Consider the following 20,344-nt stretch of genomic DNA (forward strand, 5'->3'; position numbering starts at 1 on the left):
CCCGCGGGTAGGAGGTCCGAATGGGCACCTGCCGGTGGCCCTGCCGCACGAGCACGCCGGGCGCCATCAGGGAACCGCCGGCACGGACGTCACATCCGCATAGCGGGGCACGGTACGGGACCAGTCGTAGCACCCGCGGATCCAGCCGATCACGCCCCGCGCGTAGCCGACGCCCGCGGGACTCAGCTCCGGTTCGATCTCGGCGCAGAGCTTGCGGACCTCCTCGATGGTGTCGTTGATCTCGCCGATGGCCATGACGACGGCCGTCTGAAGGGAGCACCTGCTCTCCCGCTGGTGCGCGAGCGCCAGGTTGATCATTTCGCCCGCGCGCTGCTCCTTCACCGCGGAGAACAGGTCGGCCGTCCACACCGCGGCGTTCGCCGAGAGCCCGCTCAGGCGCTGTACGACGGGGTGGTGGAGTTCGGCGTCGGGTACCTCGTGAGGCTGGGCGGCCTCGTACAGCGGGAAGAACGGCTCGACGCCCGCGGTCAGCGACCGGATCGAGGTGCAGTCCGCGGTCCGCAGCGCGCCGGAATGGGCCTGTGCCACCGCCTCGTACAGCAGACCGTGTACGTACTCCCGGCTCTTCGCGGCCCAGCGCGCCGCCTGCGCGGGGGTGCAGCGCTCCCTGACCTGGCGGTACAGGTCGGCCAGCGACGCTCCGAGGGGTGTGCTGGGTGGGGCGCCGTCGCACAGGACGGAGACGCTCTCGCACAGCATGGGCAGCAGCGCGCCCGGAGAGCGCCGGCCGACGTCCTCCGCCCGGTCGTCGAAGACGAACTGATAGGCGATCTGATTGGCCACGATCTGGAGGAGACCCTGATCGACGGCGGGGCTGGTGCGGGATGCCAGCTCGGCGGGGCGGGTCCGGGCGATCATCGCGGACACCCCCGGGTCGTCGGTCAGTCCCCACGCGGTCAGCCATGCCTGCACGCCGGCCGCCGCCGCGGGCTCGTGGGGATTGCGGCGGGCCGGGAAGGGCATGTGCAGGCGGGTGTCGATCAGCTCCTTGAGACTCGACGACGGGGTGGCGCCCGATACGTCGTCCCGTGGGCCGGCCGGTACGCCGGCCCGTACACCGACCGGGATGTCCTCATGCGTCGTCGACACCGTTGTCACCTGCCGTCCGAAGATCCGGTGCGTGAAGTGCGGCTGTCCGCAGGGGCGGATGCCGTTCGCAGCCCATGACGAGGGAACGCGGCCCGAGGGTGATCGTGGGTCGAGGCGTGTCGTCGACATGACCCGGCAGATGGCGCAGCCGCACACGGCCGGCGATCGTCGCGAGCGCCAGGGTGGCCTCCACCATGGCGAACTCGTCGCCGAGGCATTTGCGGCTGCCCGCGGAGAACGGCATCATCGCGCGCCGCTGCCCGGCGGTGACCTGATCCGGCAGCCAGCGCTCGGGAAGGAACCGGTCGGGCTCGGGGAAGGACGACGGATCGTGGTGCAGGAGGTAGGGGCTGTAGAGCACGGTCGCCCCGCGCGGCAGGCGGCACCCGGCGAGTTCCGTCTCCCTGGTGGCGACGCGGGTGAAGAGCCAGCCGGGTGACGTGTGGCGCAGCGTCTCGGAGACGACGCAGCGGGTGTACACGAGCGCGGGCAGATCCTCGGGACGGGGCCGCCGGCCGCCGGGGAGTACGGCGTCGAGTTCGGCGTGCAGACGGCGCTCCGCCTGCGGATGACGGGCCAACAGGCTGAAGGCGTCGGCCAGACAGAGCGCCGGGGCCTCGACGCCCGTGAGCAGCAACGTGATCAGGTGGTCGTGGACCTCCTGGTCGGTGATCGCCGCCTCCCCGGCCTCGCCGCGCGTGGCCGCCAGCAGGACCTCCAGCACGTCGTCGTGGGAGGAGCCGTCCCGGCGCCGCTGCGCGATCGCCGCGTCGATGACGGCGTGCACGCGGGCCACGGCTCGCCGATAGCGGCGGTTGGCCCGGGTGGGGAGCCGGAACGGGGCGTCGATCGGTACGACCGTGCGGACGAACAGGCCGCGGACGATGACGGTGAGACAGTCCCGCACCTCGGCGCAGGTCGCGTCGTCGAGCGAGTCGGAGAGGAGGACGCGGCTGATCACCCGTGTCGTCAGCGCCATCATCGCCTCACTGACGGGCACCTCCTGCCCGGGCGTCCAGGTGCGGCACGCCGACTCCGCCTCCTCGGTGATCAGCTCCGCGTGAGCGACTGCACGGGAGGGACGGAAGCTCGGTTGCAGCAGCCTGCGCTTGTCCCGGTGCGCCTGGTGCGGGCAGGTGACGAGACCGTCGCCCATCAGCGTCCCGAGCCGGTCGAAGAGCGGGCCTCCCTTGTCGAAGGTGCGCGCGTTCCTGAGCACCTCATGGGTCAGCTCCGGATGGCACACCATCCAGGCGCGTCGCGGGCCGAGTCGTATCTCGACCAGATCTCCGTACGTGGGCAAAGAATTGAGAAACGTCAGCGGTTGACGGAACAAAGCGATACCGTGACCGAGGAATGGGAATATGCCTGGAGCAGTACCTGTCCTCCACGCTCGCTCTTGTTCAGGCACAGCACGACTCATGGAAACCTCCTGCCGGATGTGACACGCGAAATGGTGGGGCGCGTCACGGACTTGACGCTTGAGACAGTCCTGCCCAGTTGAAGCGGCGCTCGGTTTCGGGAAACCTTTCTCCAGAGGGGCGCAAGGGAGCACGGCGAAGCGAAAACGGCAAGAAGAAGCAGGATGAAGCATTCGACGAACGGGCTCGGTCGCCACATACGTTGACAGCGATTGCCGTTCGCCACTCACATGTGTTTCCGCCTCATGTGGCGCAAGCCCATGTCGCCCGCCGCCATGTGGCTGCGCTCGATGTGGCCCGCCTCTGTGTGGCTGCGCTCCATGTGACCCGCCCCCATGTGGTCCCGCCCGAGCCACCGCCGTGGTGTCCTGCGTCGTGCTTGACCTGTCCCCGGCGCCACACCGAGGATCATGTGCCATGACGCCTGGACACGGCAGCACGGTCGACGGGGTGCTGCGCCGGACCGCACGGCGCACCCCGGCGCGCGTCGCGATCGACTACCGCGACCGCTCCTGGACCTACGCGGAACTCGACGAGGCCGTCTCGCGCGCGGCGAGCGTCCTGCTCGACCAAGGGCTCGCCCCGGGCGACCGGGTCGGCGCCTACGGCCACAATTCGGACGCCTACCTGATCGCCTTCCTCGCCTGCGCCCGCGCGGGACTGGTCCACGTCCCCGTCAATCAGAACCTCACCGGCGACGATCTCGCCTACCTCGTCGGCCAGTCCGGCAGTTCCCTGATCCTCGCCGACCCGGATCTGTCGGACCGGCTCCCGGACGGAGTCCCCGCGCTGCCGTTGCGCGACGCCGACGACTCCCTGCTGGCGCGGCAGGCTACGGCCCCCGTGCACGACGGCCCGGAGCCACGCGGCGAGGATCTGGTGCAACTGCTCTACACCTCGGGCACGACGGCCCTGCCCAAGGGCGCGATGATGACCCACCGAGCCCTGGTCCACGAGTACCTGAGCGCGATCACCGCCCTCGACCTGAGCGCCGGCGACCGCCCCGTCCACGCACTGCCGCTGTACCACTCGGCCCAGATGCACGTGTTCCTCATGCCGTACCTGGCGGTGGGTGCGACGAACACCATCCTGGACGCTCCCGACGGCGACCGGCTCTTCGACCTGATCGAGACGGGCCGCGTGGACAGCCTGTTCGCCCCGCCGACGGTGTGGATCGGGCTCGCCGGCCGGCCCGACTTCGCGAGCCGTGACCTCGACGGGCTGCGCAAGGCGTACTACGGCGCTTCGATCATGCCGGTGCCGGTCCTGGAGCGGCTGCGTGAGCGGTGGCCGAAGCTGGCCTTCTACAACTGCTTCGGCCAGAGCGAGATCGGCCCGCTCGCCACGGTACTGGCCCCCGACGAGCACAGGGGCCGCATGGACTCCTGCGGCCGTACCGTCCTCTTCGTGGACGCCCGGGTGGTCGACGAGAACGGCCAGGAGGTACCCGACGGCACACCGGGTGAGATCGTGTACCGCTCCCCGCAACTGTGCGAGGGCTACTGGGACAAGCCCGAGGAGACCGCCGAGGCGTTCCGGGACGGCTGGTTCCACTCCGGCGACCTCGCCGTGCGGGACGCGCACGGCTACTTCACCATCGTCGACCGGGTGAAGGACGTCATCAACTCCGGTGGCGTCCTGGTCGCCTCGCGCGAGGTGGAGGACGCCCTGTACACGCACCCGGGCGTCGCCGAGGTCGCTGTGATCGCGCTGCCTGACGAGCGGTGGATCGAGACCGTCACGGCGGTCGTCGTCGCGCGCGGTGAGGTGACCGGGCCCGAACTGATCGACCACGCCAGGGAGAAGCTCGCCCACTTCAAGGCGCCGAAGCGGGTGGTGTTCGTGGACGAGCTTCCCCGCAACGCGAGCGGGAAGATCCTCAAGAGGGAACTGCGGGACCGGTTCGCAGGCGGCTAGACCGTCCTGGACGGACCCGGGCTGTGCCGGGCAGGGTCGGTCCGGTGGGGCCGCAGGTCCTCGATCCGTCGGATCTTGCCCACGGAACGCTCCAGGGACTCCGGCTCGACGATCTCCACGGCGACCGACACCCCGATGCCGTCCTTGACCGCGGCCGTGATGGACCGCGCGGCCGCGTCCCGGGTCTCGGGTGTCGCGTCGGGGCGGGCTTCCGCCCGTACGGTCAGGGCGTCGAGCCGGCCCTCGCGGGTGAGGCGCAGCTGGAAGTGGGGCGCGACTCCCGGAGTGCGCAGCACGATCTCCTCGATCTGCGTCGGGAAGAGGTTGACCCCGCGCAGGATCACCATGTCGTCACTGCGGCCGGTCACCTTCTCCATCCGTCGGAACACCCGCGCCGTGCCCGGCAGTAGCCGCGTCAGGTCCCGGGTCCGGTAGCGCACGATCGGCATCGCCTCCTTGGTGAGCGAGGTGAAGACCAGTTCCCCCTCCTCGCCCTCGGGCAGCACCTCACCGCTGATCGGATCGACGACCTCCGGAAAGAAGTGGTCCTCCCACACATGGAGCCCGTCCTTGCTCTCCACGCACTCCTGCGCGACCCCCGGCCCGATCACCTCGGACAACCCGTATATGTCGACGGCGTCGATCGCGAAGCGTTCCTCGATCTCCTGACGCATCCGCTCCGTCCAGGGCTCGGCGCCGAAGATGCCGACACGCAGGGACGTGCCTCGTGGATCGACGCCCTGCCGCTCGAACTCGTCGAGGATCGTGAGCATGTACGACGGCGTCACCATGATGATCTCGGGGCCGAGATCCTGGATCAGCTGGACCTGACGGGCGGTCATGCCACCGGAGGCGGGGATGACCGTACAGCCCAGCCGCTCCGCCCCGTAGTGTGCGCCGAGCCCACCGGTGAACAGGCCATAGCCGTACGCCACATGCACCTTGTCCCCGGGGCGGCCGCCCGCCGCCCGGATGGAGCGCGCCACCAAGTCCGACCACAGGGACAGGTCGGCATCCGTGTAGCCGACGACCGTGGGACGTCCGGTGGTGCCGCTGGAGGCATGGATGCGGCGAATACGGTCCTGGGGTACGGCGAACATGCCGTACGGGTAGTTCTCGCGCAGGTCGGCCTTGGTGGTGAACGGGAAACGGGCCAGGTCGGTGAGTGAACGGCAGTCCTCGGGCCGTACGCCGGCCTTGTCGAAGGATTCCCGGTAGAACGGCACGTTGTCATAGGCGTGCCGCAGCGACTTGCGCAGCCGCTCCAACTGCACTGCCCGCAGGGCGTCCGGGGTGAGCCGTTCCCCCGCGTCCAGCAGCTCCGTCGCATCCGCCATGGGGGCTTCTCCCTCGCCAACCGCGCCGATCCGGACGACCGATCATTCGGTCAGGGTCTCGGGGATCAGTAATCCAGGTGGGAGTTGATCAGGCAAGAGGACGGCCTGCACTTTCACTCACCGAGAACTACGGCTCGTACGTCCCGCGTCCGGAACCCCGTTGCCATGGCGGCGGTGGGGTGGCCAAGATCGACGCCATGCCGACTTTCATCGCCTCCGACGGGACCGAGATCGCCTACCACCTCCGGGGTCGCGGCGCACCACTCGTGGTGCTGCCCGGGGGCCCGATGCGGGCCTCCGCCTACCTCGGGGACCTGGGAGGGCTCACCGCACACCGGCAGCTGGTGCTGCTCGACCTGCGGGGCACCGGGGGCTCGGCGGTGCCCGCGGACCCGGCGACGTACCGCTGCGACCACCTGGTGGACGACGTGGAGATGTTGCGGCACCACATGGGTTTGACACACATGGATCTGCTGGCGCACTCCGCGGGCGGGAGCCTGGCCATGCTGTACGCCGCCCGGTACCCGCGGCGGGTGTCACGGCTGGCGCTGATCACCGCCATCCCCTGGGCACTGGGCATGCCCGCCACCGCTGAGGACCGCCTGACCGCCGCCCGGCTCAGGGAGGGCGAGCCGTGGTTCGCGCAGGCGTTCCCGGCGTTCGAGGCATGGCTGAACGGGACCGGCGACTTCACACCTTCCCTCGCACCCTTCTTCTACGGACGATGGGACGACGCGGCGCGGGACCACTACGCACGCGGCGACCATGAGCACAACGACGAGGCCGCCGGCATCTACGGCTCCGGCGGCGCCTACGACCCGCCCGCCACCCGCCACGCTCTCGCCCGGCTCGGCGCACCGGTCCTCGTCCTGGCCGGCGCGCTCGACGGCGGCCCGTGCCCGGACCTCGCCCGCCGCACCGCCGACGTCTTCCCGAACGCCGAACTGGCCGTGCAGCCCGGGGCCGGGCACTATCCCTGGCTGGACGACGCCGAGTGGTTCACCCGGTGTGTGGTCGGGTTCCTGGGCGCAGAGCGTCCGAAGTCGGCGCGGTGAACCGGGAACGACGTGTGCGATCCCCCAGGGCCGTTTCGAAGCACCCCGCAAGGACCGCGTTCTCCCGGGTCGCCGGCGGATGGTTAGGGTTCGGAGCGGAACCGCACACCTGAACGAGACAGGGGACGACCGTGAGCGCGCCACGCCTGAGCAGCACACCCTTGCCCGGCATCGGAGTCCGCTACGACCTCACCACACGCGAACAGCGCCGCCTTTCGGTGGTCGCCCACCGGGACGGAACGCGGACGCTCAGCGCCTACCGGAAGGACGACCCGGACGCGTGCGCGCTGTCGGTACGGCTCAGCTCGGGTGAGGCGGCGACCCTGATCGACGCGCTGATGCCGGCTCACCACAGCCCCAACCTGCTGTCCACCACCGAACTGGGCCTCGTGGCCGAGCGGATCGAGCTGTCCGCCACGTCGCACTGGAACGGACGCCTGCTGGGCGAGACCCGCATGCGCACCGAGACCGGCGTGTCCATCGTGGCCGTGCTGCGCCGCGCCGATGCCATCCCCTCGCCGACGCCCGACTTCCGGCTGGCCGGCGGTGACACCCTCATCGTGATCGGTACCCGCGAGGGCGTCGAGTCCGCCGCCGCGATACTCGGGCGGGAGTGAGCCACGATGCACTCCTCCGCGGTCTTCCTCATCGAGTTCGGCGCGATCATCCTCGGCCTGGGCCTGCTCGGCCGCTTCGCCGCACGGTTCCAGTTCTCTCCGATCCCCCTGTACCTGCTGGCCGGGCTCGCCTTCGGCGAGGGCGGGCTGCTTCCCCTCGGCGCCAGCGAGGAGTTCGTCGCCATCGGGGCCGAGATCGGGGTGATCCTGCTCCTGCTGATGCTCGGCCTCGAGTACACGGCGAGCGACCTCGTCTCCAACCTCAAGTCCCAGTACCCGGCCGGGCTCGTCGACGCCACGCTGAACGCGCTGCCGGGTGCCGCCATGGCCCTGCTGCTCGGCTGGGGTCCGGTCGCCGCCGTCGTCCTGGCCGGCGTCACCTGGATCTCGTCCTCCGGCGTCATCGCCAAGGTCCTCGGCGACCTCGGGCGGCTCGGAAACCGCGAGACCCCGGTCGTCCTGAGCATCCTGGTCCTCGAAGACCTGTCCATGGCCGTCTACCTGCCGATCGTCACCGCTCTGCTCGCCGGCGCCGGTCTCGCCGCGGGCAGTGCCACGCTCGCCGTCGCGCTCGGCGTCGCCGGACTCGTCCTGCTGCTCGCGGTCCGCTTCGGCCGGCACATCTCCCGCTTCGTCTCCAGCGACGACCCCGAGAAGCTGCTGCTGGTCGTACTCGGCCTCACCCTGGTCGTGGCCGGGCTCGCGCAGCAACTCCAGGTCTCCGCCGCCGTAGGGGCGTTCCTGGTCGGCATCGCCCTGTCCGGCGAGGTGGCGGAGGGGGCCTACACCCTCCTTGCCCCGCTGCGGGATCTGTTCGCCGCGGTCTTCTTCGTCTTCTTCGGACTGCACACCGACCCCGCGAGCATCCCGCCCGTGCTGCTGCCCGCGCTCGCCCTGGGTGTGGTCACCGCCTTGACGAAGATCGCCACCGGCTACTGGGCCGCCCGGCGCGCCGGGATCTCCGTGAAGGGACGCTGGCGTGCGGGCGGCACGTTGGTGGCCCGCGGCGAGTTCTCCATCGTCATCGCCGGGCTGGCCGTCACCGCCGGCATCGAGCCGTCACTGGGGCCACTGGCCACGGCCTACGTCCTCGTCCTGGTGATCCTCGGCCCGCTCACCGCCCGCTACACGGAGCCGGTGGCGATGCGTCTGACGCGTCGCCTGCGCAAGCCCGCGCCGACGGACCGGACGGTGGGGGAGGGCAGCGAGCCCGAGGTCGCGCTGCCGGTGGACCCGCCGCACGAGGCGGTGGAGGGCCAGGGAGTGGCCGGCAGGCCCTGAGAGGGCCGTCGGGTCCGCTTGGCTCCTGGTCGGACCGGCCGTCGGATACGTGTCGGACGGACATCCGGGTGTGCGTCGCGTCGTCTCCCCGGCCGGCCGTCGGAACGAGCTGGTCGGGAGTGGCACCAGTGGTGGTCGTCCCGCGCGGCGGACAGAACCGTGCGCGGCGACGCTCATACGGCGGTGACGACGGTCCGCGGACTCCGCGACACCCCGGCTCAGCCCGACGCCGGTCCGTACGCCGTCATGAAGCGGTCGCGGAAGCGGTCCATGCCCCAGGTCGGGGCGTTCTGGGCGGGCTTGAGACCGTCGGTCCAGTTCCAGTCGGCGATCCTGTCCAGAACCTTCTGGTCGCGAGCGACGATGGTGACGGGAACGTCCTTGCTCGTGCTGCCCGCGGTGACGGTCGGGACGGGCTGGTGGTCGCCGAGGAAGACGAGGACCGTGTCGTCGGTGCCGTAGCGCTCGACCCATTCGGTGAGGCTGTGCAGCGAGTACTCGATGGCCCGGCGGTACTCCGTGCGCACCCGCTCGGGGTCCTTCCAGACCTCGGCGGGGTCCGTTCCCTCCTTCTTGATCTGGTGGAAGACCGACCCGTCACCGAGGTCGTCCCAGTCGATCATCCGGGCGATGGGGGACCAGGGGTTGTGACTGGAGGCCAGGATGATCTCCGCCATGATCGGCTCGCGGTTCTTCTTGCCGTGCTCCAGACGCTGGAAGGCCTCCAGGCTGAACTGGTCCGGCACGGGCGTCCAGCTGAAGTACGGGCCGTGGTAGCCCAGATGCTCGGAGTCGTAGATGTGGTCCAGGGCGAAGTACTTCCCTTCCGGCCACGCCCGTCGCACACCCGGCACGATGCCGACCGTGCGCCACGCGCCGGTCTTGCGGAAATAGCTGTTCAGCGTGGCGCGGTCGCTGGTGGTCAGGCTCCGGTACCGCTGCTGGTTCTTGATCCATAGACCGGACAGGAAGGTGGAGTGCGCCAGCCAGCTGCCCGCCCCGGTGACCGGGGACCGCAGCCACGCGCTGCGTGAGCGGAATCCGGCAGCCTTGAGGTTGCTGGTGCCTTCTTCGAGCGCCGCGTCGATCTGCGGGGCCATCGCCGGGTCGTCGATCGCGACACGACCGTAGCTCTCGATGAACGTGAACAGCACGTCCTTGCCGCGCAGCCCCGTCAGCAACTCCTCCGGCGGAGTCTTGGCGAAGGCGTCCACGGCCGCCTGCTTCTGGAAGACGCGTCCGTCCTCCAGGCCCGCGCGCACCTGTTCGACACGGTTGTCGACCAACTCGGCGTTGCCCTTGGTGGCCAGCGGCACGCCGGTGATCTGGATGCCCAGGGTCATGCAGGTGATCCAGGCGGTGCCCGCGATCAACGTGGTGCGGGTGGCGACGGCGCGGTGCCGGACCATCAGGTTCGTCACCCGCACCATCGCCAGCGTCATGAGGACGAGTACGGCGGCCATCAGGACGATCACCCCGACCACCGCGAGCACCTGACCGGAACGTCCGAAGGACTCCCGGACGAACTCCGCCGCGTCGTCGAGCAGGATCCAGTCCAGGACGAGGTCGAAGGGGCGGGCGAGCACCTGGTAGAAGCCCATGTCGACGAACTTCAGGACGGTCAGGAGCCCGAGGAGCGCCCCGGCGACCACCGCCACCGGGCGCCGGGCTCGCGCGGGCAGCGCCAGCAGCAGGCCCGCCAGCAGGATCCCCTCGGCCGGCAGCCGGAAGAACGCCTCGGGGCCGAGCCGTTCGAGGCGGTTGGGTACGAGGAGCGCGAAGAGCAGGAGCGCGCCGGCCAGGACCGTCGTGCCGACGGTGACGCAGCGGGCGGTACGGGGGTGACGGCGCCGCCGGCCGAACCAGCCGGACGGCTCCGCGGGTGGGGCCGCCTCGGTGCCGCCGGTGGCCTCGGAGGCTGCCTCGTCGTCCGCTTCGACCGCCTTGCGGGGACGGTCCGCTTCGACCGCCTTGCCGGGTCGGTCCGCCTCGACCGCCCTGAGGGCCGACCGGCCGCCGTCGTCGCCTTCGCCCTCCTTGCGCGGGCCGTCCGTCCCAGCCGCCTCACCGGCACCGGCGGCGGCATCGGCACCGCCGCCGGAGTCGCCCGCCCCGTCCGGGTCCGCACGGTCCGGGTCCGTCCCGTCCGGGTCCGCACGGTCCGGGTCCGTCCCGTCCGGGTCCGCCGCGCCGACCCTCTCCTCGGGATCGTCCGCCCGGACCGCAGCCCGACCGTCGCCGGGCCCCTCGGGCACCTCGCCCGTGTCGCCGGCCTCGGCCGCCGCTGTCGTGTCGCCCGCCTCGACCGCCCCGGCGTCGGCCCCGTCGGCCGCCGCTGTCGGCCTCGCTCGTTGCGACGACTGCGTTGCGTGCTGCGTTGCCTCCTGCGACACCCGGAGGTCCTCCTGTGCGGTCTTGCGATGGCATGGCGAGCAGCGCCCGTCGAGCGGGCCTGCCACCACAGGTACGTCCGCACGTCACCTTAGGTTCAATCGGGGCTGACCGGAATTCACCGGTCCGCCGCCACCGCCACCTTCCGCGCCCAGCGGTAGTCCGCCTTGCCGCTGGGGGAGCGCCGGATCGAGTCCGTGATCACCAGCTGACGCGGGATCTTGTACCCCGCGAGATGGGAGCGGCAGTGCGACTGGATGTCCTCCAGGGACGGCCGTACCGCACCGGCCCGCAACTGCACCACGGCCGCCACATGGTGTCCCCACGTGGCGTCCGGCACCCCCGCCACCAGCGCGTCGTACACGTCGGGGTGGGATTTGAGCGCCTGCTCGACCTCCTCGGGGTACACCTTCTCGCCCCCGGTGTTGATGCACTGCGAGCCCCGGCCCAGCACGGTGACCACACCGGTCTCGTCGACGGTGGCCATGTCGCCGAGGAGCACCCAGCGCTCGCCGTCCTTCTCGAAGAAGGTCTCGGAGGTCTTTCGAGGGTCGTTGTAGTAGCCGAGCGGAACGTGGCCGCACTGCGCGACCCGCCCCACCTCACCCACCGCGACCGGCTCGTGCGTGGCCGGATCCACGACCTGCGTACGAGAGTTGACGCGTATACGGAAGCCGCGCTCGGGGCCGGAGTCCTCGGTGGCGGTGCCGTTGAAACCGGACTCCGACGAACCGAAGTTGTTCAGCAGCAGCACGTTCGGGACCAGTTCCTGGAACTCCCGGCGCACCGTGTCCGACATGATCGCCCCGGACGACGACACGCTGAACATCGACGAGCAGTCCGTGCCCTTCATGGCCCCGTTCAGGGCGTCGACCAGCGGTCGCAGCATCGCGTCGCCGACCAGCGACATGCTGGTGACCTTCTCCCTCTCGACCGTGCGCAGGACCTCCTGCGGCGCGAACTTGCGGTGGATCACCACGCGCTGGCCGAAGTTGAAGCCGATGAAGGCCGTCAGCGTGGACGTCCCGTGCATCAGCGGGGCGGTGGGGAAGAAGGTGATCCCGTCGCCGCCCGCGGCCACCCGCTCGGCCAGTTCCTCCGGCCTCTTCACCGGCTCCCCGGTGGGAGCACCGCCGCCCAGCCCCGAGAAGAACAGGTCCTCCTGCCGCCACATCACGCCCTTGGGCATCCCGGTGGTGCCGCCGGTGTAGATGATGAACTGGTCGTCGCCCGACCGGGCCGGGAACCCCCGCTCGGGCGACCCGCCGGCCTCGGCGTCCTCGAACGCGACGGCGGGCACGGACGGGGCACCCGGCGCGTCCGTCGCCGCGGCGCCCACCCGCACCAGATGCCGCAGCCCCTCCACCCGGGGCAGCGCCGCCGCCACCCGGTCCGTGAACTCCGTGTCGAAGACGAGGGCCACCAGATCGGCGTCCCGGTAGAGGTAGACCAGCTCCTCTTCTACGTAGCGGTAGTTGACGTTGACCGGAACGATCCGCGCCTTGAGGCAGGCCAGCACCGTCTGCAGGTACTCGACGCCGTTGTAGAGGTGGAGTCCGAGGTGCTCGCCGGGGCGTATCCCGCTGTCGATCAGGTGGTGGCCGATGCGGTTGGCGGCCTCGTCCAGTTCCGCGTACGTCAGCCGGCGCTCCGCGCCCGTGCCGGGGTGGTCGACGTACACGAGTGCCTCACGGCCGGGAACCGCGTCGACCACCGACTCGAAAAGGTCGGCAAGGTTGTACTCCACCGCTCCTCCTGACCTCGGCCACGGCCTGGCGCCTTGACGGTTCGCCGGTCATCAGAGCAAAGGGCGGCACAACTGTGAAGTCTCCGCGCAAAAGAATCTGACTGCCTGTCAGAAAACCCTTGAAGTGCTCTGCCGCCTACTGCAACCTGTTCTCGTTCTGTCAGAGGGGAGACGGCTCATGGGTGGGACGGAACACCTCACGGTGCGGCGCGAGGGCGCCACACTGGTGCTCACGCTCAACAGGCCGCAGGCGAAGAACGCGCTCTCGTTGCCGATGCTGGTGGGTCTGTACGACGGCTGGGTCGAGGCCGACGCCGACGACTCGATCCGCTCGATCGTCCTCACGGGCGCGGGCGGTTGCTTCTGCGCCGGAATGGACCTCAAGGCACTCGCAGGCGACGGCATGGCGGGGGAGCGGTACCGCGACCGCCTCAAGGCCGATCCGGACCTGCACTGGAAGGCCATGCTGCGCCACCACCGCCCGCGCAAGCCGGTGATCGCCGCCGTCGAGGGGTACTGCGTCGCGGGCGGCACAGAGATGCTCCAGGGCACCGACATCCGCGTCGCCGGCGAGTCCGCCACGTTCGGCCTGTTCGAGGTCAGACGCGGGCTGTTCCCGATCGGCGGCTCCACGGTCCGCCTCCAGCGCCAGATCCCCCGCACCCACGCCCTGGAGATGCTGCTCACCGGCCGCCCCTACAGCGCCCGGGAGGCCGCCGGCATCGGCCTGATCGGGCATGTCGTCCCCGACGGCACGGCGTCGGCCAAGGCCCTGGAGATCGCCGAACAGATCAACGCCTGTGGTCCGCTGGCCGTGGAGGCCGTCAAGGCGTCCGTCTACGAGACCGCCGAGATGACCGAGACCGACGGCCTCGCCGCCGAACTCGAACGCGGGTGGCCCGTCTTCGACACCGCCGACGCCAAGGAAGGCGCCCGCGCCTTCGCGGAGAAGCGGCCGCCGGTCTACAAGCGTGCGTAAGCGCTGCACCGGCCGGGTCCGGTTCTCGAACCGCAGGCGCTGCACCGGCCGGGTCCGGTTCTCGAACCGCGTGCCGTTCGGCGGCCGGTGGCGCAGCGCCTGCGCCCCTGGGGCGCTCGCGAAGCCCGCCCGCCCCACGGACGACCCCAGGGGGCGCGCCGTACCGATTCCGCTCGGTTGCCGTCCACCCCACGCACCCTGACCTTCGCAGGAGGCAAGCCCCCGATGCCCGAAGTCCTCAAAGCGCCGCTCGTCGTCGAGTTCCCCTTCACCCGCTCCCTCGGCCCCGTCCAGAGCGCCTTCCTCACCGGTCTGCGCGAACGCGTCGTCCTCGGGGTGCGCACCGGCGACGGCCGCACCCTCGTCCCGCCCGTCGAGTACGACCCCGTCACCGCCGAGGAGATCCGCGACCTGGTCGAGGTGGCCCCCACGGGCACCGTCACCACCTGGGCCTGGAACCCCGCCCCCCGCCGCGACCAGCCCCTCGACACGCCCTTCGCCTGGGTCCTCGTCCGCCTCGACGGCGCCGACACCGCCCTCCTGCACGCCCTCGACGCCCCCGGCCCCGACGCCGTCCGCACCGGCATGCGCGTCCGCGTCCGCTGGGCCGGGGAACGCACCGGTGCCATCACGGACATCGCCTGCTTCGAGCCGTACCAGGACGACCCCGGCACGCCCGACAGCGACGTTCCTGGCAACGGCAGCCGGGGCGAAGCGATGCCGCACACCGGCGAGTTCGAGGACCCGGTCACCGGGACGGTCGCCCCCGCCCGCCTCGACTACACCTACTCACCCGGCCGTGCCCAGTCCGCCTACATCAACGCCCTCGCCGAGAACCGCAACGTCGGCGAACGCTGCCCGTCCTGCCGAAAGGTGTACGTCCCGCCCAGGGGTGCGTGCCCCACATGTGGGGTCGCCACATTGGAACAGGTCGAGGTGGGTCCTCACGGCACGGTCACCACCTTCTGCATCGTCAACATCAAAGCGAAGAACCTCGACATCGAAGTCCCCTACGTCTACGCCCACATCGCTCTCGACGGCGCCGACCTCGCCCTGCACGGCCGGATCGGCGGCATCCCCTACGACCAGGTGCGCATGGGTCTGCGGGTCGAACCCGTGTGGACGGAAGGCGCCCGCCACCCCGACCACTACCGGCCCACCGGCGAGCCGGACGCGGACTACGACACCTACCGGGAGCTGCTGTGAGCCGTGAGATCGCCGTCGTCGCCTTCGCGCAGACCGACCACCGGCGCACCAGCGAGGAGCTCTCCGAGGTCGAGATGCTCATGCCCGTTCTGCACGACGTGCTCGCGCAGACCGGCCTGAAGACCGCCGACATCGGCTTCACCTGCTCCGGCTCCAGCGACTACCTCGCCGGCCGCGCCTTCTCCTTCACCCTCGCCCTCGACGGCGTCGGCGCCTGGCCGCCGATCTCCGAGTCGCACGTGGAGATGGACGGGGCGTGGGCGCTGTACGAGGCGTGGACCAAGCTGCTGACGGGGGACGCCGACACGGCACTGGTCTACTCCTACGGCAAGTCGTCACCCGGCCCCCTCCGAGACGTCCTCACCCGCCAGCTCGACCCCTACTACGTGGCCCCCCTCTGGCCCGACTCCGTCGCCCTGGCCGCCCTCCAGGCGCGTGCCCTCATCGACGCGGGCGACACGGACGAGCCCGCGCTCGCTGCGGTCGCCGCCCGCAGCCGAGCCGACGCCACCACCAACCCCCATGCCCAGCTGAGCGGTTCGGTGCCGCAGGGCGAGTACGTCGTACGGCCGCTTCGCACGGGAGACTGCCCGCCCATCGGCGACGGAGCCGCCGCGGTGATCCTCGCGGCGGGGCAGCGGGCCCGCGAGCTGTGCGCACGGCCCGCCTGGATCCGCGGCATCGACCACCGCATCGAGGCGCACGCACTGGGCGTCCGAGACCTGACCGACTCGCCTTCGACGCGCCTGGCCGCCGAGAACGCCGGAGTCTTCGAACGGCCCGTCGACACCGCCGAGTTGCATGCGCCGTTCACGTCCCAGGAGGTCGTCCTGCGCAAGGCGCTCGAACTCGACGACAGCGTGCGCGTCAACCCTTCGGGCGGGGCCCTCGCCGCCAACCCGATGATGGCTGCCGGACTCATCCGCGTCGGGGAGGCGGCCGCACGTATCCACCGGGGCGAGTCCGACCGGGCGCTCGCGCACGCCACCTCCGGCCCGTGTCTGCAGCAGAACCTGGTCGCCGTACTGGAAGGAGATCCGCGATGAGCAAGGAACCCGTGGCCGTCGTAGGCGTCGGCCAGACCAAGCACGTCGCGGCACGCCGGGACGTGTCGATCGCCGGGCTCGTCCGCGAGGCGGCACAACGAGCCCTGGACGACGCCGAGTTGAGCTGGTCCGACATCGACGCCGTCGTCATCGGCAAGGCGCCCGACTTCTTCGAGGGCGTGATGATGCCGGAGCTGTACCTCGCCGACGCGCTGGGCGCCGTGGGCAAGCCCATGCTGCGGGTGCACACCGCCGGCTCCGTCGGCGGATCCACCGCCCTCGTCGCCGCCAACCTGGTCGCCGCCCGCGTCCACGCCACCGTGCTGACGCTCGCCTTCGAGAAGCAGTCGGAGTCCAACGCCATGTGGGGGCTGTCCCTGCCCATCCCGTTCCAGCAGCCCCTGCTGGCCGGCGCGGGAGGCTTCTTCGCACCGCACGTACGTGCCTACATGCGACGCAGCGGCGCACCCGACACGGTCGGCTCCCTGGTGGCGTACAAGGACCGGCGCAACGCCCTGAAGAACCCCTACGCCCACCTCCACGAGCACGACATCACCCTGGAGAAGGTGCAGGCCTCGCCCATGCTCTGGGATCCCATCCGCTACTCGGAGACCTGCCCGTCCTCCGACGGTGCCTGCGCGATGGTCCTCACCGACCGTGCCGGAGCCGCCCGGGCGCCCGGCCCGCCCGCCTGGATGCTCGGCGGCGCCATGCGCAGCGAGCCCACCATGTTCGCCGGCAAGGACTTCGTCTCGCCCCGGGCCGGCAAGGACTGCGCGGCCGACGTGTACCGGCAGGCCCAGATCGCCGACCCGCGCCGTGAGATCGACGGCGCCGAGATCTACGTGCCGTTCTCCTGGTACGAGCCCATGTGGCTGGAGAACCTCGGCTTCGCCGCGGAGGGCGAGGGTTGGAAGCTCACCGAGTCCGGGGTCACCGAACTCGACGGCGACCTGCCCGTCAACATGTCGGGCGGCGTGCTGTCCACCAACCCCATCGGAGCCTCCGGGATGATCCGCTTCGCCGAGGCCGCCCTGCAGGTGCGCGGACGCGCCGGGGAGCACCAGATGGAGCGGGCCCGCAAGGTGCTCGGGCACGCCTACGGCGGCGGTTCGCAGTTCTTCTCCATGTGGCTCGTGGGCTCCGAGCCCCCGGACACCTGAGCCGACCGCGGTGGGGACCACTTGCGCAAAGGTCCCCCTCGCGTGGCCTGTCGACACCCGGAACCGATCGCTAGGCTGGCCGCGGACGACGAACCGGGAGGAGCACGGACGTGGCCGAGAGCACCACCATCCAGCAGCAGCCGCTCACGGGCTGGGACAAGCCGGAGCTGGACCTCAGCAACGCCGACTGGCACTCGAGCAGTCGCGGCCTGGGCGATGTCCAGATCGCCTTTGTCGAGGGATTCATCGCGATGCGCAACAGCGACCGCCCACAGAGCCCGTCCCTGATCTTCACACCCGCCGAATGGGGTGCCTTCGTGTCGAACGCGCGGGAGGGCGAGTTCGACCTGACGTGAGACGCGGCCACAGGTGGGCCGGCGGGCGGGGCCCGCGCGCCGACCGCCACCGCCCGGCCGATCCGGGTGTGTTCCGCGCGTTTTTCCGGACACGCGACCGCAGAACCCCCCTGGGGTCGACGCCTGAGCGAGGCTGGCGACGGGAGGGGCAAGGTCGTACTCCGGAGGTGAGGAACCCATGAGCACCCTGCCGGTCATCGTGGCGGTCGATGGCTCCGACGACAGCCTGGTCGCCCTGGACTGGGCCTTCGACACAGCCCTGGTGCTCGGGGCGCCGCTGCGAGTGGTCCATGTGCAGCAGTTCCCCGCCTGGGCCAGGCCCGGCGTGCTGCCCGCGGGACGACCCGTACCGGAGGACGACCCGGTGCTCGACCACGTAGGCCGGTATCTGGCGGGACGGGTCGAACGGCCGGAGCTGCGGTACGTCGCCCTTGAGGGCGCGCCCGGTGCGATGTTGGCCGAACTGGGCGCCGAAGCGGAGCTGTTGGTGCTCGGATCCCGGGGGCGCGGCGGCTTCGCCGGCCTGCTGCTCGGCTCGACCGGTATGGCCGCCGCACGCGACGCGCAGTGCCCGGTCGTCGTGGTGCCCAAGCCGGGACGTCAGGTACCCGAGGACGTGCCGGTCGAGCCGGGGCCGCGCGTCGTGGTCGGGCTTCAGGTCGACAGCCCCGACGAGGCCACGCTGGCCTTCGCCTTCACCCAGGCCGCCCTGCGCGGCGCCTGGCTCCAGGTCGTCGCCGCCTACCCGTGGCCCGCGCACATCTGGACGGCGGCCCCCGCCCAGATCATGCCGCCGGCCGTGGACCAGGACGCCGTCGAGCAGGACACCCGCGTCCTCGCCGAGGGCTTCCTCGCCCCGCACCGGGCACGGCACCCGGAGGTCCACGCCGAACCGTACGTCGTCCCCGGCGACGCCGCCGGCCATCTGGTGGCCGCGTCGAAGGACGCACACCTGGTCGTGGTGGGCCGTCACCGGCGCCGCCTGCTGGCCCCCGCCCGCATGATGGGCACGGTGGCGCAGGCGGTCCTGCTGCACGCCGCGAGCCCGGTGGCGGTGGTGCCGCCGGCGCCGCCGCAGGAGTGACGGCCCGAGCAGGTCAGCCGGTACCGAACCAGGCCTCGGCCAGGGACGGCAGCGTGCCGTCGGCAGGTGCTCCCAGCTCCCTCAAGTACCACGGGAGATTGCTGTACACGTGCAGCAAGGTGTACGCGAGCATCTCGGCCGGGTCGACGGACATGCCGTACGACTTGGTGAGACGGGCCAGCAGCCGCGTGTCGCCGCGGGTGACGAACAGGCCCACCCCGACGAAGTCGTACGCCCGGTCCCCGATCATGGCGGGCTCGAAGTCGAACAGGCCGGTCAGCCGCCAGCCGTCGGGATCGACGAGGAAGTGCTGCCGCATGACCTCGGTGTGCAGCAGCGAACCCCGCGGAGCCCGGGGCAGCGGCACCGAGGCGAGGAAGTCGGGGATCTGCTCCAGCCAGGCGGCGGACAACCCGTGTCCGTGCTGCTGCGCCACGGCCCCGGCCCGCTGCCGGTCCACGAAGGCGCCCCAGTCTCCCGGGCCCAGGACGTCGTCGAGCGGCGTGGCGTCGAGCCCGTGCAGCACGGCGAGGGCCTCACCGATCTCGGTGACCAGCCGCTCACGGTCGGCGGACGGGATGCGGTCCCAGGCGCCGGCCAGGTTCTCACCGCGCAGCCGGGACATCAGGACGTACCGCCAGCCGTTCTCGTACGTGCCGGTGTCGCGCACGTGCGGAGTCGGTACCGGCAGCAGCCCCTGGACGTGCGTCAGGACGCGCCCCTCGGCCTCGCCGTCCCGTGCGGCCGCCGAAGGGAACAGCTTGAGGACGTGCTCGTCGCCCACGGCGTAGACCGGTTGCGAGCCCTCCGGGAAGCGCGCCAGCGGCAGGCCGCCGACTCCGAGGCGGGCGCACAGGTCCTCCGCTCCGGGGCGCATCACCGTCTCGTCGGGGACGACGGCGTCCCATTCCTCGTCTGTTTCCACCAGGGGCAGCATGATCGGGACCGTAGGACGGCAGGCTGCCGCCGGCAAGGGAATTTCCCGGCGCCCGGCGGCCCGACGGGGGCGCCCGAGTGCCCGTTCCCCCGGGCCGGGGAGCGGTCCTCCAACCGATGCCCGCACGTCATGGAACACCCCCGGCCACGTACCATGGCGACATGTCGTTCCTCCGCCGCCGCAGTGCCACGCCCGCCGGGCCCGACTTCGACGTTCTGGCCATGGACCCGGGCGACTGGCCCGGCAACCTGGGTGCCGGGCTGCTGCCCGCCCCCGACGGCAGTTGCCAGGGCGTCTTCCTGCGTTACGACCTCTTCGGCGGCCGCGGCCCCGCGATGATCATCGGCAACCTTCCCGAGGGGTCACCGGCCCGCGAGGTCGCCGAGGGCGAGATCCCGTTCGAGGTCGCGCAGCTGCTGCTGGCCCTGGAGAACGACGAGGAGGTCACCGTCGTCGGCAGCGAGGACGTGCCGGTGATGCAGGGCGACAACCTCCTGATCGTGCGTCGGCTGAAGCTCTCCGAGAGCCGGATCTCCTGCGTACAGTTCGACCGCAGCGACAATGTCCTGGTCACCATCGCAGCCTGGGACCGCCCCATCACCGACGACCTGTACGCCCTCCTCAAGCCGCTCCCGGCGGAGCTCTTCCAGCAGGGCTGAACCCGCCGCGCGGGCGCCCTCGACCGGACGAGGGCGAT

At 71.1% G+C, this 20,344-nt stretch carries 17 protein-coding genes; 11 read left to right on the forward strand and 6 right to left on the reverse strand.

What is annotated here, in order from left to right; all coding sequences use genetic code 11:
- Positions 1–66: 66 nt before the first annotated feature.
- A complete protein-coding gene (locus tag ACFYNL_RS03710; protein WP_388795824.1) occupies positions 67–1,110 on the reverse strand; it encodes a (-)-alpha-amorphene synthase in 1,044 nt (347 codons plus the stop codon).
- Positions 1,094–2,950 carry a cytochrome P450 gene (locus tag ACFYNL_RS03715; protein WP_388795827.1) on the reverse strand — a complete coding sequence of 619 codons (1,857 nt, stop codon included), beginning with the start codon at positions 2,948–2,950 and terminating at the stop codon, positions 1,094–1,096. Before ACFYNL_RS03715 ends, ACFYNL_RS03710 begins: the two co-directional genes overlap by 17 nt.
- On the opposite strand from ACFYNL_RS03715, the gene ACFYNL_RS03720 reads away from it, so the two are divergent.
- Complete coding sequence (locus ACFYNL_RS03720) at positions 2,949–4,448, forward strand: acyl-CoA synthetase (protein WP_388795830.1); 1,500 nt, start codon at positions 2,949–2,951, stop codon at positions 4,446–4,448. The two genes, ACFYNL_RS03715 and ACFYNL_RS03720, sit on opposite strands and share 2 nt — an antisense overlap.
- On the opposite strand, the gene paaK is transcribed toward ACFYNL_RS03720, so the two are convergent.
- A complete protein-coding gene (gene paaK / locus ACFYNL_RS03725; RefSeq protein WP_388795833.1) occupies positions 4,445–5,785 on the reverse strand; it encodes a phenylacetate--CoA ligase PaaK in 1,341 nt (446 codons plus the stop codon). The genes ACFYNL_RS03720 and paaK overlap by 4 nt on opposite strands.
- Before the next feature lie 197 nt (positions 5,786–5,982).
- Here paaK and ACFYNL_RS03730 point away from each other — a divergent pair, with 197 nt between their 5' ends.
- From ACFYNL_RS03730 to ACFYNL_RS03740, 3 genes are all read left to right on the forward strand, one after another.
- Positions 5,983–6,840 carry an alpha/beta fold hydrolase gene (locus ACFYNL_RS03730; protein WP_388795836.1) on the forward strand — a complete coding sequence of 286 codons (858 nt, stop codon included), beginning with the start codon at positions 5,983–5,985 and terminating at the stop codon, positions 6,838–6,840.
- 131 nt (positions 6,841–6,971) lie between these two features.
- On the forward strand, positions 6,972–7,457 hold the full coding sequence (locus ACFYNL_RS03735) for a cation:proton antiporter regulatory subunit (protein WP_388795839.1): 486 nt from the start codon (positions 6,972–6,974) through the stop codon (positions 7,455–7,457).
- Between the two features lie 6 nt (positions 7,458–7,463).
- The gene (locus tag ACFYNL_RS03740) at positions 7,464–8,738 is read left to right on the forward strand and encodes a cation:proton antiporter (RefSeq protein WP_388795842.1); all 1,275 of its coding nucleotides are present in this window, start codon (positions 7,464–7,466) and stop codon (positions 8,736–8,738) included.
- A 218-nt stretch (positions 8,739–8,956) separates the two neighbouring features.
- On the opposite strand, the gene ACFYNL_RS03745 is transcribed toward ACFYNL_RS03740, so the two are convergent.
- Both ACFYNL_RS03745 and ACFYNL_RS03750 read right to left on the reverse strand, forming a co-directional pair.
- Positions 8,957–11,131, reverse strand: coding sequence for a sulfatase (locus ACFYNL_RS03745; RefSeq protein WP_388795844.1), 2,175 nt, complete (start codon positions 11,129–11,131; stop codon positions 8,957–8,959).
- 116 nt (positions 11,132–11,247) lie between these two features.
- Positions 11,248–12,876 carry an acyl-CoA synthetase gene (locus ACFYNL_RS03750; protein ID WP_388795847.1) on the reverse strand — a complete coding sequence of 543 codons (1,629 nt, stop codon included), beginning with the start codon at positions 12,874–12,876 and terminating at the stop codon, positions 11,248–11,250.
- A 178-nt stretch (positions 12,877–13,054) separates the two neighbouring features.
- Here ACFYNL_RS03750 and ACFYNL_RS03755 point away from each other — a divergent pair, with 178 nt between their 5' ends.
- From ACFYNL_RS03755 to ACFYNL_RS03780, 6 genes are all read left to right on the forward strand, one after another.
- Positions 13,055–13,855: a crotonase/enoyl-CoA hydratase family protein gene (locus tag ACFYNL_RS03755; RefSeq protein WP_388795849.1), complete on the forward strand. Its 801-nt coding sequence runs from the start codon at positions 13,055–13,057 to the stop codon at positions 13,853–13,855.
- A gap of 225 nt (positions 13,856–14,080) precedes the next feature.
- Complete coding sequence (locus ACFYNL_RS03760) at positions 14,081–15,061, forward strand: Zn-ribbon domain-containing OB-fold protein (protein WP_388795852.1); 981 nt, start codon at positions 14,081–14,083, stop codon at positions 15,059–15,061.
- A complete protein-coding gene (locus ACFYNL_RS03765) occupies positions 15,058–16,107 on the forward strand; it encodes a thiolase domain-containing protein (protein WP_388795855.1) in 1,050 nt (349 codons plus the stop codon). The genes ACFYNL_RS03760 and ACFYNL_RS03765 overlap by 4 nt, the downstream gene beginning before the upstream one ends.
- A complete protein-coding gene (locus ACFYNL_RS03770) occupies positions 16,104–17,270 on the forward strand; it encodes a thiolase domain-containing protein (RefSeq protein WP_388795858.1) in 1,167 nt (388 codons plus the stop codon). Before ACFYNL_RS03765 ends, ACFYNL_RS03770 begins: the two co-directional genes overlap by 4 nt.
- 110 nt (positions 17,271–17,380) lie before the next feature.
- Positions 17,381–17,626 carry a DUF397 domain-containing protein gene (locus ACFYNL_RS03775; protein WP_388795861.1) on the forward strand — a complete coding sequence of 82 codons (246 nt, stop codon included), beginning with the start codon at positions 17,381–17,383 and terminating at the stop codon, positions 17,624–17,626.
- A 178-nt stretch (positions 17,627–17,804) separates the two neighbouring features.
- Complete coding sequence (locus ACFYNL_RS03780; protein ID WP_388795865.1) at positions 17,805–18,710, forward strand: universal stress protein; 906 nt, start codon at positions 17,805–17,807, stop codon at positions 18,708–18,710.
- A gap of 13 nt (positions 18,711–18,723) precedes the next feature.
- Here the strand turns inward: ACFYNL_RS03780 and ACFYNL_RS03785 are convergent, their stop codons facing one another.
- Positions 18,724–19,647, reverse strand: a complete 924-nt coding sequence (locus ACFYNL_RS03785) for a phosphotransferase (RefSeq protein ID WP_388795868.1) — start codon at positions 19,645–19,647, stop codon at positions 18,724–18,726.
- Positions 19,648–19,808: 161 nt separating this feature from the next.
- Between ACFYNL_RS03785 and ACFYNL_RS03790 the strand changes: the two genes are divergently transcribed.
- Positions 19,809–20,306, forward strand: coding sequence for a hypothetical protein (locus ACFYNL_RS03790; protein ID WP_250084667.1), 498 nt, complete (start codon positions 19,809–19,811; stop codon positions 20,304–20,306).
- Positions 20,307–20,344 lie beyond the last annotated feature (38 nt).

It is taken from the genome of Streptomyces sp. NPDC007808 (assembly GCF_042868655.1).
GTDB lineage: Bacteria > Actinomycetota > Actinomycetes > Streptomycetales > Streptomycetaceae > Streptomyces.

Bases quoted from the DNA above. Each gene is read 5' to 3' on its own strand.
- ACFYNL_RS03720 (WP_388795830.1), top strand. From the start codon at position 2,949: ATGACGCCTGGACACGGCAGCACGGTCGACGGGGTGCTGCGCCGGACC.
- ACFYNL_RS03715 (WP_388795827.1), bottom strand. From the start codon at position 2,950: ATGGCACATGATCCTCGGTGTGGCGCCGGGGACAGGTCAAGCACGACG.
- paaK (WP_388795833.1), bottom strand. From the start codon at position 5,785: ATGGCGGATGCGACGGAGCTGCTGGACGCGGGGGAACGGCTCACCCCG.
- ACFYNL_RS03730 (WP_388795836.1), top strand. From the start codon at position 5,983: ATGCCGACTTTCATCGCCTCCGACGGGACCGAGATCGCCTACCACCTC.
- ACFYNL_RS03740 (WP_388795842.1), top strand. From the start codon at position 7,464: ATGCACTCCTCCGCGGTCTTCCTCATCGAGTTCGGCGCGATCATCCTC.
- ACFYNL_RS03755 (WP_388795849.1), top strand. From the start codon at position 13,055: ATGGGTGGGACGGAACACCTCACGGTGCGGCGCGAGGGCGCCACACTG.
- ACFYNL_RS03760 (WP_388795852.1), top strand. From the start codon at position 14,081: ATGCCCGAAGTCCTCAAAGCGCCGCTCGTCGTCGAGTTCCCCTTCACC.
- ACFYNL_RS03770 (WP_388795858.1), top strand. From the start codon at position 16,104: ATGAGCAAGGAACCCGTGGCCGTCGTAGGCGTCGGCCAGACCAAGCAC.
- ACFYNL_RS03780 (WP_388795865.1), top strand. From the start codon at position 17,805: ATGAGCACCCTGCCGGTCATCGTGGCGGTCGATGGCTCCGACGACAGC.
- ACFYNL_RS03785 (WP_388795868.1), bottom strand. From the start codon at position 19,647: ATGCTGCCCCTGGTGGAAACAGACGAGGAATGGGACGCCGTCGTCCCC.
- ACFYNL_RS03790 (WP_250084667.1), top strand. From the start codon at position 19,809: ATGTCGTTCCTCCGCCGCCGCAGTGCCACGCCCGCCGGGCCCGACTTC.